The following is a 14260-nucleotide window of genomic DNA, read 5'->3' on the forward strand; positions in this document are numbered from 1 at the left end:
GAAGAAATGAAAAAGATAAATACTTTTGCTGCTTTGCTGTTGATGGCAGCAGCTGCAATGTTCTCCACATCTTGCGAGAACGATAATATCAATCCATACGATTACGTGAATAATGGCGGTAATGGAAGTGATGGCAATGAGAACCAGGGTTCTAAGGATATCATCACAACGAAGGTGGCAGAATATCCTAAAGGCTCTCTGGTTTGGAGCAAGGATACTACCCTCAGCGAGAGCGTAGAGATTCCAGTAGGAGCATCGCTCTACATTGAGCCGGGCGTAACCGTTACCTGCAAGTCAGATGTTCAGGTGCCGGTAGAAATCGTAGTATTGGGCAATCTCTATTGTATGGGAACTGCCGAGAAGCCAGTAGTCTTTACTTCTGATACCAGGAAGCCTGCCGATTGGGGCGGCATCATCTGCGGATATAATTCTGAGGAGGTGGTGCTCAACCACGTGGATGTGGCCTATGCCGGTGCTACTCCTACCGAGAGTTCAGCTTCTTTCCAGAACAAGCTTTTCAAGACCACCATCGATGGTGGCGTGCCAGCCTTCCACTTCTGTAATGTAAACGGCAAGTTTGTGATGGCAAACAGTTTCTTCCATGACAACTACAACGATCAGACTTACTTTACCGGTGGTAACGGCGTGATTATCAATAATATATTTGCTGATAGCGGAAATGCTGCCGATGGCGGTGAGGCCATCAACGTGAAGGCGGGTTGCAAGCTCGATGTAGCCAACAACATCATCTACAACGCCTGCACCAACGCCTTCAAGCTTTCGAATGCCGGAAATAGCGAGGTGATTCCTCTCTCTGAGATGACCGCCTATAACAACACCATCATCAACTGTGGCTGGCGCCGTTCCAAGAACAAGAAGGGTGGTTCTGTCTGGGTAGAGAAGGCAGCGAAGCCAGTCTTCGTGAACAACCTCATCTACGATTCCCGTTTCGGACTGAAGCAGCCAAAGAAGGATGGTGCTGATATGGAGCACAGTCGTCTTACACCAAACTACTACTTTGCATCTACAGAGACTGGCGTAGCACAGATGGCGAAGGCTGCAGAGCTCGGCATCTGGTTTGATACCGACATTAAGAGTAGCGTGGCTGGTCAGCTCAATCCACTCTTCAAAAACTTCAAACAGAGCGAGAAGATGAATATCAACTGCGAGATTGATAAAGTGGAGAATGGTGCTCCATTAGCATTCGACAAGAGTTGGAATTTCGATTATCAGGCAGGCAGTCCTGCTCTTTCTGGTGGTGTAACCGATTTTGCCCGCCTCTTCCCAGAGGGTCTGCCATTCTTCGGTATGAAGCAGGTGAATTTCCTGGATAAGAATAACGACCAGAACTATTACTTCGCCGCCCCATTGCCAAGCGCAAGATTCGGAGCGAGATTGTAAAAAGCTATTATATATCATAGCGCGATTAAATAAAAAGAGGATGCGTGCAGGCGACAGAGATGTAGCTTGCACGCTTTTCTTGTATAATCGGTTTAGTTCAAGATAGAAACAACGTCTTTTCTTCATCTCTCTTATCTCCTTTCTTCCTTCTTCCTGTATTAATAATGTGTTAATCTCTGGAAAAGTCTTGGTTGATTATAGGATAAAATGTTCTTTAACCTTATTGAAATCTCCGTTCATAGACATTGAACGGACATTCAACGTCTTTGAACGGACATTCAATGTCTATGAACGGAGATTTTATCTAAGTATAAATGTTTCTTTTCTTAGTTGAAAGAACAGTTTTAGTAGGTTAAAATCCTTGTTTTACCCCTCTTCTTGTTCTAATAAAAAAGAAAAAAGCTTTGAAAACAATCTCGTTTTCAAAGCTTTTTCCTTATTTATGCCTCTTTCTTCTTCGTCTTAGGAAGAACGAGGTTGAGAACTACGCCGATGACGGCGGAGAGACCGATGCCGGAAATGGCGAAGGAACCGGATGAGAGAACGGCGCCACCCAAGCCCATCGTCAGCATCACAGAGATGATGATAACATTGCGGGTTTCATTCATGTCTACCTTGTTCTGCATCAGATTCTGAACGCCCACACTTGCGATGGTTCCAAAAAGCAGCAGCATGATGCCACCTAAAACCGCCTGAGGAATGCTCTGCAACAAAGCACTCAACTTGCCCACGATGGAGAAACAGATGGCGGTGGCTGCGGATATGCGAATCACGGCAGGACTCGTTACCTTGGTGATAGACATCGCACCTGTTACCTCTGAATAAGTGGTCTCAGGAGGTCCGCCCAGAAAGGCTGAACAGAGACATGCCAGTCCATCGCCCAACATCGTGCGGTGCAATCCCGGATCTGCCACGAAATCCTTCTTGGCTACGGCACTCACCACATATACATCGCCGATATGCTCCAGTACCGGAGCTATTGCCACGGGCAACATATAGAGGAATGGAGCCCAGGAAAAATGGGTGATGGTATCGAAGGATACAGGACAGGAGAACCATGATGCCGCTGCCACGCCCGAGAAATCTACCTCGCCCATGCAGATGGCGATGACGTAGCCCACGATAACCCCCGAAATGATAGGAACCAGCTTCATCAAGCCCTTGCAGAAGGTAAGCACCAGGATAGCGGTGATGAGCGATGCAAAGGCGAGAATCCAGTTGGTCTTTGCCATATCCACAGCGCTGCCCGAAAGGGAGAGACCGATGAGGATGATGGCGGGACCGATGACTACCGGAGGAAAAATCCTGTCCAGCAGTTTCTTGCCCTGCCATTTCACTAGGGCGCTCATGACGAAATACACCAGAGAAACGCTGGTTAGTCCGGCGATTGTTCCCGGCAGTCCCCATTGCTTGGTTGCAGCGATGATAGGGGCGATAAAGGCGAAGGAACTGCCCAGGAAGATAGGCACCTTACCCTTGGTGATGAAGTGAAAAAGAAAGGTTCCTACACCAGCGGTGAAGAGAGCCGTTGCCGGATCGATGCCTATCAGAAGAGGCACCAGAACCGTTGCACCGAAAGCCACAAACAGGAACTGTACTCCCACAAGGGTTTTCTTGGTCATAGAAAGTTGTTCTGTATCCATAGTCGATATTCTTTATTAGTCTTTCAGACTCTCCTGATACCAGTCGAAGAGTTTCTTCACACCATCCTCAATCTCTACCTTATGCGTCCAGCCGAGGCTGTGGAGCTTATCTACAGAGATGAGCTTGCGCATGGTTCCATCTGGCTTGCTGGCGTCAAACTCTACCTCGCCTTCGAAACCTACTGCCTTTACTACAAGCTCAGAAAGTTCACGGATGGTGAGCTCCTTGCCGGTACCCACGTTGATGTGGCAGTTGCGAATCTCACCGAGAGAAGGGATAGCGCCACCACGGCCCTCAGAGTTGTTTCTATCCACAGCACCATCTACCTTGGCACCATAGAATACAGAACTGTACTTCTCGATACCGATGATGTCCTTGAAATCTACATTCAGGAGCACGTGAACGCTGGCATCTGCCATATCCTCGCTCCAGAGGAACTCACGCAATGGTTTGCCTGTTCCCCAAAGCACCACCTTGTTGTCGTAGATGCCGTAGAACTCCAGCGCCTTCAGAATGCGCTCGTGAGAGTTGCTGCCGTCTACATTACCCTCGCCGATGATTTCGCGGAGCTTATCAGTAGGGTTGATAGGGCGCTTGTTCATATCCACCTCTATGCTGTGCCAGTCGCCATCGTGGATGAGTTTGGCAAGATAAATCTTGCGCATCATCGCAGGCATTACGTGGCTGTTCTCCAGATGGAAGTTATCGTTAGGGCCATAGAGGTTGGTTGGCATCACAGCGATATAGTTGGTACCATACTGAAGGTTGTAGCTCTCGCACATCTTCAGTCCGGCAATCTTGGCGATGGCATATTCCTCGTTGGTATATTCCAGCGGAGAAGTAAGGAGCACATCTTCGCTCATAGGCTGCGGTGCATTCTTAGGATAGATGCAGGTAGAGCCCAGAAAGAGGAGTTTCTTTACGCCATGAGAATAAGCGTTGCTGATTACGTTGCATTGCATCTTCATGTTCTGCATGATGAAGTCTGCACGATACAATGAATTCGCCATGATACCGCCCACGAAGGCAGCAGCCAATACTACTGCATCAGGCTTTTCCTCGTCAAAGAACTTCTCTACTGCATACTGGTCGGTCAAGTCGAGTTCTTTGTGAGAACGACCTACCAGGTTGTTATAACCTCTCTTCTTGAGGTTATTCCAGATAGCAGAACCCACGAGTCCGTGGTGTCCTGCTATATAAATCTTTGAATTCTTATCCAACATAATTACTTAACAATTCCCTTTTCCAAATATTCTGCAAGATTGCAGCGAACCTTCTGACCGGCATCCTCGGCAGCTACCTTCGCCATATCGCTCTCTACCATGATCTTTACGAGATCCTCAAAAGAGGTGGTGTTAGGATTCCAGTTGAGCTTAGCCTTAGCCTTTGTTGGGTCACCCCAGAGGTTCACCACGTCGGTAGGACGGTAGAAATCAGGAGAAACCTCAACGAGTGTCTTGCCGATGAGTTCCTCAGGACCCTCAACGCAGATACCCTTCTCGTTCTCATCCTTGCCTTCCCATTTCAGTTCGATTCCTACATAGTGGAACGCCAGCTGGGCGAACTCACGGACAGAGTGCTGCTTACCTGTTGCAATCACGAAGTCCTCTGGTTTCTCAGCCTGGAGAATCAGCCACATACACTCTACATAATCCTTGGCATAACCCCAGTCGCGGAGCGAATCCAGGTTACCGAGATAGAGCTTGTCTTGCTTGCCCTGCTTGATGCGGGCTGCAGCCAAAGTAATCTTGCGGGTAACGAAAGTCTCACCACGGCGCTCACTTTCATGATTGAAGAGGATACCAGAGCAGCAGAACATATCATAAGCCTCACGATACTCCTTGACAATCCAGAAACCATACTGCTTGGCAACAGCGTATGGAGAATAAGGGTGGAATGGAGTGTTCTCGTTCTGAGGAACCTCTTCTACCTTACCATAGAGCTCAGATGTTGAAGCCTGATACATGCGGCAGGTCTTCTCCAAACCACACTGGCGGATAGCCTCCAGAATACGGAGTACACCGGTAGCATCTACATCTGCTGTAAACTCAGGGGAGTCGAAGCTCACCTGTACGTGGCTCTGTGCTGCCAGATTATATACCTCAGTAGGTTTCACCTTGTTCATTACCTGGATGATACTCATAGAGTCACCGAGGTCAGCATAGTGAAGATGGAAATTAGGTGTACCCTCCAAATGGGCAATTCTTTCGCGGTAGTCGGTAGATGACCGGCGGATAGTTCCGTGAACATCATACCCTTTTTCCAACAATAATTCAGCCAAGTATGAACCATCCTGGCCTGTAATACCTGTAATTAAAGCTACTTTTCTATTCATGTCATTATATGTTTTTAATGATGTCTTTTTATTGAATAAGTCAGAATATCTGTGGGTGAACCGGATTAAGCCTTAGCAATCAGGTTTTCAAAGTCATCACAGAATTCAGTCATCTGGTGATAGAGTAGATTGCAACCCTTATTGGATAATTCTTCATCTGGTAGCGGACCGCTGTTAATTGCTACCGTAAAAATGTTGGCTGCCACGCCGGCACGGACGCCCAAAGGAGCATTCTCTACCACGATGCCTTCCCAGGGTTTCAGGTTTCCTGCCTTCTGCAATCCCATGAGATATGGGTCAGGATTTGGTTTGCCGCGCTTTACATCATAGGCGGTTACGATATGTGCTTCATCCAGAAAATCGCCGAAGTCGTTGAGCAGTCGCATGATGAGCGGGCGCTGTCCGCTTCCTGTTACCACTCCTACCTGCATGCCTGCATCTTTAATCTTCTGCATGATTTCCTTTACGCCAGGAAATATTTCGGCAGTAGGCATCGAGTGGAATATTTCGGTCTTCACATCATACATCTTCTGTGCTTCGTTCAGCGTGATGTCGATGCCCTTCTGCTTCTTCACCATCATCTGGATGGTGTCAATGCCTCGGGCTCCTTCGGTGGCATAAGCATCGGCTGCTGTCATGTGGATATCAAACTGTTTCATCGATTCCTGCCATGCCACAGCATGATTTGGCATACTGTTGTACAGCACGCCGTCCATATCAAAAAGCACGGCTTTAGGGTTGAATTCCCCAAAGCCGTGTTCTTTCATATATTTAAAAATAATTTCCTTCATCAATTATTCATTCTTCAAGCGCTCCTGGATAGCTTTGCTCTCTGCCTCATAACCTGGCTTGTTGAGCAATGCGAACATATTCTTCTTGTATGCCTCAACACCAGGCTGGTTGAATGGGTTCACCTCTTCCAAGAGACCGCTGATACCGCAAGCCTTCTCGAAGAAGTAGATCAGCTGACCGAGGTAGTAAGCGTTCAACTCTGGTACGTTAACCAGGATGTTAGGAACACCACCGTCAACGTGAGCCAGACGTGTACCGAGCTCTGCCATCTTGTTCACCTCGTCAACACGCTTGCCCTCGAGGAAGTTCAAACCGTCGAGGTTCTCATCATCGTGAGGGAAGAGCAACTTCTCGTTAGGAGTCTCTACGCTGATAACAGTCTCAAAGATAGAGCGCTCGCCCTGCTGAATCCACTGGCCCATAGAGTGAAGGTCGGTAGTGAAGTCGCAAGCTGCTGGGAAGATACCCTTCTGGTCCTTACCCTCGCTCTCACCATAGAGCTGTTTCCACCACTCAGCGAAGTAGTGAAGTTTAGGCTGGAAGTTGCATACAATCTCAATCTTCTTGCCAGCCTGAGTATAGAGAGCCTGACGTGTAGCTGCATAGATAGCTGCAGGATTCTCCTCGAAAGCTACGTCCTTGCCGCAAGCCTTCTCCATGTCAGCCGCACCAGCTACGAGCTGCTTTACATCGAAACCAGCTACTGCGATAGGCAACAAACCTACTGGGGTCAAAACAGAGAAACGGCCACCTACATTGTCAGGGATGATGAAGCTCTTGTAGCCCTCCTTGTCAGCACAAGTACGTGCAGCACCCTTCTTGGCGTCGGTTACAGCTACGATAACATCCTTAGCCTCTTCCTTACCGCGCTGATCCTCGCATTGCTTCTTCAGAAGACGGAAAGCGAGAGCAGTCTCAGTAGTGGTACCAGATTTAGAGATATTGATGACACCAAACTTCTTGTCCTTCAAGAAAGAAGTCAACTCGAAGAGGTAGTCCTCACCGATATTGTTACCTGCGAAGAGGATAGTAGGGTTCTTCTTGTCGTTTACGAGCCAAGCGAAAGAGTTGCCGAGGCCTTCGATAACGGCGCGTGCACCGAGGTAGCTACCACCGATACCTGCTACAACAACCACCTCACACTTTTCGCGCAAAGTATTGGCAACAGCCTGAATCTCATTGAGGAACTCAGGAGTGATAGAAGATGGCAAATGCAACCATCCCAAGAAATCGTTACCTTCACAAGTGCCGTTCTCAAGAGCTTCCTGAGCGGCCTTAACCTTAGGCTCGTAAGCCTTTACTGCACCTTCTGCGAGGAATGATGCAGCCTTTGTAATGTTTAAGCTGATACTTTTCATTTTTTCTTTTAATATCTAAATGAATGTGTTAATGTTACTACTTGAAGACAAACTCTTCTGCCGAAACCGAAGGATAGGATGTGCCTATCTGAACGAGTCGGTCAAGAGTTTGATTTCGATTTGCGGACTGATGCGCTCGTACAATATATTATATACAGCATCGAGAATCGGCATATTGACGTGCATGTGGCGATTGATTTCCTTCATACACTTGGTGCCGAAATATCCTTCTGCAATCATCTCCATCTCTATCTGCGCACTCTTCACGCTGTAGCCCTTGCCTATCATGGTTCCGAAGGTTCGGTTGCGGGAAAAGTTGCTGTAGCCTGTTACGAGCAAGTCGCCTAGATAAACTGAGTCGTACATGCTTCGGTCGATAGGGTGGACGGCTGTCAGGAAGCGGTGCATCTCCTGAACGGCATTTGACATGAGTACCGCCTGAAAGTTGTCACCATACTTCAGTCCGCCACAGATACCTGCTGCGATGGCGTATACGTTCTTCAGAACCGAAGAGTATTCGATACCGATGACATCGCTCGAAGTCTTGGTCTTGATGAATTCACTCGCCAGACAATCGTTGGCGAAGGCACGCGCCTTTTCGGTATCGCTACAGCCCACGGTGAGATAGCTCAGTCGCTCCAGTGCCACCTCCTCGGCATGAGAAGGACCTCCGATGCAGGCGAGGTTCTCGTAAGGCACATCGTAAACCTGATGGAAATACTCTGAGCAAACGAGGTTTTCATCAGGCACAATACCTTTGATGGCTGTGATGATGAACTTGTCGCTGAGTCGCGTCTTGAGCTTCTTGAGATGATTCTTCAGATAAGGCGACGGGGTGACGAACACGAGTGTATCGTAGTTCTGCACTATCTTGTTGATGTCGGAAGAGAAGAAAATCTCATCTACATTGAATCGTGCCGACATCAGATAGGCAGGGTTGTGCCCCATGCGCTTGAAGTCCTCGATGCGGTCATCGCGACGCATATACCAGCCTATGTGATGAGTATGACCCACCACAATCTTGGCTATTGCCGTAGCCCAGCTACCGCCGCCAATTATCGCTATTTTACCGCAGTTGAACACTTCGAATGAATTTATAATTAATTATGCATTATCAATTAAGCATTTGCTGCATTAATCCAGCCCTGGATGTCGTCAACAGAAGGCTTCTCGTAGCCGAGCTTGTACTTCTTGTTGATTTCTCCAATCTTCTGCTGCAAGCCTTGTGCTTTTTCTTCACGGATATCAGAGATGAGGTTGAAGCCTGCCTTGCGGAGCACGTATGCCCAATCCTCTGGCACGCCAATCTCTTCCCATTCCTTGATGGTGCTCTGTGGCATCTTCTTCTCTGGCTTCATCTGTGGGAAGAACAATACCTCCTGAATGAAGGTCTTGCCTGTCATCAGCATGACCAAACGGTCGATACCGATACCGATACCTGATGTTGGAGGCATACCGTACTGGAGGGCACGGAGGAAGTCCTGATCGATGATCATCGCCTCGTCATCACCCTTGTCAGCAAGCTTCATCTGGTCGATGAAACGCTCTTCCTGGTCAATTGGGTCGTTGAGCTCAGAGTATGCATTGGCAAGCTCCTTACCGTTTACCATCAACTCGAAACGCTCGGTCAAGCCTGGCTTAGAACGGTGCATCTTGGTCAATGGAGACATCTCTACAGGATAGTCGGTGATGAAGGTTGGCTGGAGGAAAGTGCCCTCGCAGAACTCACCGAAGAGCTCATCAATCAACTTACCCTTACCCATAGTCTCATCTACGTCCATGCCCTTCTCCTTGCAGAATGCGCGGATCTCTTCCTCGGTCTTGCCGTTGCAGTCGAAACCGGTCTTTTCCTTGATGGCATCGAGGATAGGCAGACGGCGGTATGGAGCCTTGAAGCTGATGATGTTGCCATCAATCTCTCGCTCTGGCTTACCGTTTACGGCGATACAGATAGTTTCGAGCAACTTCTCTGTGAAAGCCATCATCCAGTTGTAATCCTTGTACTGAACATAAAGCTCCATACAGGTGAACTCAGGGTTGTGGTTGCGGTCCATACCCTCGTTGCGGAAGTTCTTGCCGATTTCATAAACACCCTCGAAACCACCTACGATGAGGCGCTTCAGGTAGAGCTCGGTAGCGATACGCATGTACATATCCTGATCGAGCGCATTGAAGTGGGTGATGAATGGGCGGGCTGAAGCACCACCGGCAATGCTCTGCAGGGTAGGAGTCTCTACCTCAGTATAACCTGCGTTGTCGAGTACGCTGCGGAGTGTGCGGAGTACGGTAGCACGCTGCAGGAAAGTATCCTTTACGCCATCATTAACGATGAGGTCAACGTAGCGCTGGCGGTAACGCAACTCTGGATCATCGAACTTGTCGTAAGCCACGCCATCCTTATACTTCACGATAGGGAGTGGCTTCAAGCTCTTAGAGAGCAGGCACAGTTCCTTGGCGTGAACAGAAATCTCGCCAGTCTGTGTGCGGAATACGAAACCCTTTACACCGATGAAGTCACCGATATCGAGGAGTTTCTTGAAAACAGTATTATAAAGGTCCTTGTTCTCGTCTGGACAAATCTCGTCGCGGGCGATATAAACCTGGATTCTTCCCTTTGAGTCCTGCAACTCAGCGAAGCTAGCTTTACCCATTACGCGGCGACCCATCATACGTCCGGCGATAACTACCTGGCGTGGCTCGTCCTCGTCCTTGAATTCAGCTTTGATATCTGTGCTGAATGCATTGGTTGGAAACTCTGCTGCTGGATATGGGTCGATGCCCATCTCGCGCAATGTCTGAAGACTCTGTCTGCGAACGATTTCCTGTTCGCTTAGCTCTAAAATGTTCATATTCTATTCAGATATATCTTTTATTTTCTTATTTTTGGTGCAAAAATACAAAATAAATCTGAACTATATGCCGTTTTTTATGTTTTTTATTATTAAAGAAAGGAAAAGGTATGTAAAGTTTGCCCTTCATCAAATAAAAAGTGCGATAAATTTTGTTTTCTCTAAAGAAAGTCTTACCTTTGCGTTGAGTTTATCAGAAACATACTTTGGAGCGAAGAGAAAACGAATAGCTCTGAATCAATAACAAAATACGAAAAATAGGAGATCATAAGATGAACATAGATGAATTAGTAAAAAGAATCAGCAAGACTGATGGATTATCCAAGACCCTCGGAATGCATTTCATTTCTACTCCTGAGCCTGATACGCTTCAGGCAACGATGAAGGTAGATGAGCGTAATCGCCAACCTTTCGGCTTCTTGAGTGGAGGTGCTTCTCTGGCTCTTGCCGAGAATGTGGCGGGTATCGGTTCCCTGGCGCTCTGTCCGGGACAGATTGCCGTGGGTATCAACGTGAGCGGTACTCATGTTCTGGCGGTCAGCGAGGGCGATATAGTTACTGCCTTTGCCAAGATTGTGCACAAGGGCAGAACCTTGCATACCTGGCAGGTGGATATCAAGAATACGGCTGGTGAGGTAATCTGTACCGTACAGGTAACCAACTATGTGTTCACTCCAAAGAAAGACAATCAGAAAAAGGGGGCAGAAACTAAGGTATGATAGCTTTTGCGTATTATCGTCTGCCTTATCTGCACCATGCTACCTATGTGGCTCAGCATGAGGGAGAACCTGAGGTACTCTCTTCTGTGGCAGAACTGAATGGCAAGGAAGGTTTCGTGATAGCTCCTTTCGCGCCATCCAGCGAATGTCCCGTGGTGCTGATGCATCCGGATGAAAGCAAACTTCTCTCTGCCGAGGGGACTGAAAATGCATCGCGATGCGGCACTTCCTACGTCGTGACGCAGCAGGATTTACGTCGTGACGTAGCAGACTCTACGTCGGGACGTAATTTTGAAGCCTATGCAAGGGAGTTTGAATGCTTTCACCGGCAGCTCTCTGAAGGTAAATTCAGCAAGATTGTTCTGGCAAGAAAACTGCGTATTCAGAGCAATCGGCAGCCTTTAGAATCTGTCCAGACTTCAGTAGTGCAAGATGCCGGCAAGACTTCAGCTGTGCAGAATACTGTCAATGCTTCAGTTGTGCAGGATGCAGACTCTTTAAAGGCTCTGTTTCTGAAGACCTGCCGGATGTATCCCCGTCTTTTTGTAGCCTTGGTTTATACACCCCAATCGGGTTTATGGCTGATGGCTACCCCTGAAATACTGCTCAAAGGTGAACAGAATCAGATGGCAACCATGTCGCTGGCAGGCACCCAAAAGGCTGAACCTTCCAAGACCGTAGCCGATTATCCGGTAGAAGGGATAGAATGGTCGGAGAAAAACAGAGAGGAACAGCAGTATGTAACCGATTATATCGAGGATTGCATCAAGGTCTTTTCGGATGAATATCAGAAGAAGGGACCTTATACCACGATGGCTGCCAATCTCTATCATCTCCGTACCGACATCGCTTTCCGTCTGCATGATACGGGGCGTCTGGGCGATGTGCTCGATGCCTTATATCCTACGCCTGCCGTCTGCGGAATACCGAAGGATGAAGCTCGCCGGTTTATCCTGCAGCATGAACATCAGTCGCGCAAATACTACAGTGGTTTTGTGGGACCGATTTCGCCGAAAGGAAAGACGCATCTCTATGTTTCCCTGCGCTGCATGAACATCCTGGATGACGGCTCCTGCGAACTCTATGCCGGAGGCGGATTGCTGAAGGAGAGCGAGATGGAGAAGGAGTGGAAGGAAACTGAAGCTAAGATGCAGACCATCCTGTCGGTCCTGTAAAGGTCTTGCAGAGAAAATGATAGGGATTCATTCTGATTTTATAATGCTAAAAGACAAAGGGTCTTCAAGAATCTGAAAACATAAAAATAACCTGAAAAATAAGGTGAAATGTATAGCAATAAAGAAAACGTCAATATTTTGACAAGTTTACTGGTAGCGCATGGTGTTCGCCATGCTGTAGTGTGTCCGGGCAGCAGAAATGCAGCCATAGTTCACAATCTCAACGAGTGTGAAGACATCACTTGCTATCCTGTAACCGACGAACGTAGCGCCGGCTTCCAAGCTCTTGGACTTTCTATGGCTGAAGGTTATCAGCCTGTTGTAGTGTGTGTGACTTCGGGTTCTGCATTGCTCAATCTTTATCCGGCAGTAGCTGAGGCTTATTATCAGCAAATCCCGCTCATAGTGATTTCTGCCGACAGACCGGCACAGTGGATCAACCAGCTGGATGGTCAGACGCTTCCTCAGCCTGATGCTTTGGGGCAGATGGTAAGAAAAGCGGTATCTCTGCCAGAAGTGTTCGAAGGTGAGCAGCAGGAAGAGATGCATTGGTATTGCAACCGGCTGGTCAACGAAGCGCTGTTGAAAAGCATGGGGCGGGTAAAGGGACCTGTACACATCAATGTACCTATCTCCGAGCCTTTCTATTCGTTTACGAAAGAAGCTTTGCCCGTTGAGCGCAAGATAGAGGTTGCTTACTGCAGGGCAAATATAGACACATTTGATGGGACCCCTTTTGAATGTGTGTTAAAAGCCAAACGTCCATTGGTGGTAATAGGCCAGTTGGACAATACCGAAAAATATGTAGACTTGTTGGCTTATATTGACCGGATGCCTATATTATGGGAATCTCTGGCAATGCCACCTTATCTATATAAGGTTCAGGAAGAACTGGGAGAAGATTGGAATAAAACCACCTTGTATGGCGCTTTCGAGAATTTGCTGGATGAAATAAAGGACGATGAAAGATTCCGTCCTGACCTGGTGGTTTATATTGGTGGACATATTGTAAGCAAGAAGCTGAAATCTTATCTGCGTTCGCTTAAAGGAGTTGAGCAGATAAGAATCTCGCAAGAGGCTGATATCGAAGATACGTTCATGCATCTTACTAAAGTGATGGATTTGCCAAACAGTGATGCTATGTCATGGTTGGATAATTTTGGCTGGCACAACCAGTGGGAGGATTATCGCAAATTGTGGATGGATGCGTTGGCTAAAAGCTATGAACGCAAAGAGAACTTCAAGCCTGAGTTCAGCAGTCTGGCTACCGTAAAGGAATTCTTCAGCCAGCTTCAGAAGGTTGAGCCTCTGAATTTCAAAGCGTTCACCTTAGGCGGTAAAGATACTCAGGACGATGGTATCTATGACCGCAAATTCGATACATTCCTTCCTGATCTGATGAGCAGCGTCATCTCGGGCAACAGTTCTGCCATCCGATTGATGAATCTGTATGCCGACCGCCATGTTTACTGCAATCGTGGTGTGAACGGCATAGAAGGTTCTCTTTCTGCGGCTGTTGGCTTCTCGATGTGCAAGAACAAGTCTGATAAGCATGTATACAGCGTTCTCGGCGACCTGAGTTTCTTCTATGACCAGAATGCGCTCTGGAATAGAAATCTGAACGGCAAGCTCCGTATCATCGTGCTCAATAATGGTGGCGGTGCCATCTTTGGCAAGTTTCAGGGATTAAAGGAGAGTCAGGCTCGTGAAGAAATGATAATGGCAAAGCATCATGTAACGGCTGAAGGAATCTGTAGTCAGAATGAGGTAAAATATCTCGCAGCTCATACGATGGAAGAGATGGAACAGGGCATCAGCCAATTGATTCATGCCGAGAGCGAGCGTCCGATGCTCCTGGAGGTTTTCACCGATATGGATGTAGATAACGAGATGCTGGAAGCTATCCAGAAGTGCTGATAGAGGACCTGTAAGGAACTTGCCTAATAGTTCTTTCAAAAGAATAAGATAAATAGTAATCATAAAGTTC

The 14260-nt window shown here is 47.7% G+C and carries 11 protein-coding genes; 4 read left to right on the forward strand and 7 right to left on the reverse strand.

The features are described from left to right. Window positions 1-6: 6 nt before the first annotated feature. Window positions 7-1401: a hypothetical protein gene (locus tag DWV53_RS01010; RefSeq protein ID WP_118151045.1), complete on the forward strand. Its 1395-nt coding sequence runs from the start codon at window positions 7-9 to the stop codon at window positions 1399-1401. Between the two features lie 440 nt (window positions 1402-1841). Here the strand turns inward: DWV53_RS01010 and DWV53_RS01015 are convergent, their stop codons facing one another. The 7 genes from DWV53_RS01015 to lysS all read right to left on the reverse strand — a co-directional run bounded on the left by DWV53_RS01015 (window position 1842) and on the right by lysS (window position 10379). Beyond that, window positions 1842-3044, reverse strand: a complete 1203-nt coding sequence (locus DWV53_RS01015) for a uracil-xanthine permease family protein (protein WP_117691623.1) — start codon at window positions 3042-3044, stop codon at window positions 1842-1844. Window positions 3045-3059: 15 nt separating this feature from the next. After that, complete coding sequence (locus DWV53_RS01020) at window positions 3060-4265, reverse strand: GDP-L-fucose synthase family protein (protein ID WP_118065348.1); 1206 nt, start codon at window positions 4263-4265, stop codon at window positions 3060-3062. A 5-nt stretch (window positions 4266-4270) separates the two neighbouring features. Next, on the reverse strand, window positions 4271-5380 hold the full coding sequence (gene gmd, locus DWV53_RS01025; RefSeq protein ID WP_022121697.1) for a GDP-mannose 4,6-dehydratase: 1110 nt from the start codon (window positions 5378-5380) through the stop codon (window positions 4271-4273). A 65-nt stretch (window positions 5381-5445) separates the two neighbouring features. Further along, complete coding sequence (locus DWV53_RS01030; protein WP_118065301.1) at window positions 5446-6171, reverse strand: HAD family hydrolase; 726 nt, start codon at window positions 6169-6171, stop codon at window positions 5446-5448. Window positions 6172-6174: 3 nt separating this feature from the next. Next, window positions 6175-7530: a glucose-6-phosphate isomerase gene (locus DWV53_RS01035; protein ID WP_006847211.1), complete on the reverse strand. Its 1356-nt coding sequence runs from the start codon at window positions 7528-7530 to the stop codon at window positions 6175-6177. An 84-nt stretch (window positions 7531-7614) separates the two neighbouring features. Continuing rightward, entirely contained in the window at window positions 7615-8613 is a 999-nt protein-coding gene (locus tag DWV53_RS01040) for an NAD(P)H-dependent glycerol-3-phosphate dehydrogenase (RefSeq protein WP_006847212.1), read from the reverse strand. A gap of 35 nt (window positions 8614-8648) precedes the next feature. Then, complete coding sequence (lysS, locus tag DWV53_RS01045) at window positions 8649-10379, reverse strand: lysine--tRNA ligase (RefSeq protein ID WP_118151047.1); 1731 nt, start codon at window positions 10377-10379, stop codon at window positions 8649-8651. Between the two features lie 272 nt (window positions 10380-10651). Here lysS and DWV53_RS01055 point away from each other — a divergent pair, with 272 nt between their 5' ends. The 3 genes from DWV53_RS01055 (at window position 10652) to menD (ending at window position 14190) form a co-directional block, all read left to right on the forward strand. Continuing rightward, entirely contained in the window at window positions 10652-11098 is a 447-nt protein-coding gene (locus tag DWV53_RS01055; protein WP_117587578.1) for a PaaI family thioesterase, read from the forward strand. Continuing rightward, entirely contained in the window at window positions 11095-12273 is a 1179-nt protein-coding gene (locus tag DWV53_RS01060) for a chorismate-binding protein (RefSeq protein ID WP_118151052.1), read from the forward strand. Before DWV53_RS01055 ends, DWV53_RS01060 begins: the two co-directional genes overlap by 4 nt. Window positions 12274-12381: 108 nt before the next feature. Next, window positions 12382-14190, forward strand: a complete 1809-nt coding sequence (gene menD, locus DWV53_RS01065; protein ID WP_118151054.1) for a 2-succinyl-5-enolpyruvyl-6-hydroxy-3-cyclohexene-1-carboxylic-acid synthase — start codon at window positions 12382-12384, stop codon at window positions 14188-14190. Window positions 14191-14260 lie beyond the last annotated feature (70 nt).

Origin of the sequence: Segatella copri (genome assembly GCF_003465495.1) — a bacterium.
GTDB classification, from domain to species: Bacteria; Bacteroidota; Bacteroidia; order Bacteroidales; family Bacteroidaceae; genus Prevotella; species Prevotella copri_G.

Bases quoted from the DNA above. Each gene is read 5' to 3' on its own strand.
- menD (WP_118151054.1), top strand. From the start codon at position 12,382: ATGTATAGCAATAAAGAAAACGTCAATATTTTGACAAGTTTACTGGTA.
- DWV53_RS01055 (WP_117587578.1), top strand. From the start codon at position 10,652: ATGAACATAGATGAATTAGTAAAAAGAATCAGCAAGACTGATGGATTA.
- gmd (WP_022121697.1), bottom strand. From the start codon at position 5,380: ATGAATAGAAAAGTAGCTTTAATTACAGGTATTACAGGCCAGGATGGT.
- DWV53_RS01015 (WP_117691623.1), bottom strand. From the start codon at position 3,044: ATGGATACAGAACAACTTTCTATGACCAAGAAAACCCTTGTGGGAGTA.
- DWV53_RS01010 (WP_118151045.1), top strand. From the start codon at position 7: ATGAAAAAGATAAATACTTTTGCTGCTTTGCTGTTGATGGCAGCAGCT.
- lysS (WP_118151047.1), bottom strand. From the start codon at position 10,379: ATGAACATTTTAGAGCTAAGCGAACAGGAAATCGTTCGCAGACAGAGT.
- DWV53_RS01030 (WP_118065301.1), bottom strand. From the start codon at position 6,171: ATGAAGGAAATTATTTTTAAATATATGAAAGAACACGGCTTTGGGGAA.
- DWV53_RS01035 (WP_006847211.1), bottom strand. From the start codon at position 7,530: ATGAAAAGTATCAGCTTAAACATTACAAAGGCTGCATCATTCCTCGCA.
- DWV53_RS01060 (WP_118151052.1), top strand. From the start codon at position 11,095: ATGATAGCTTTTGCGTATTATCGTCTGCCTTATCTGCACCATGCTACC.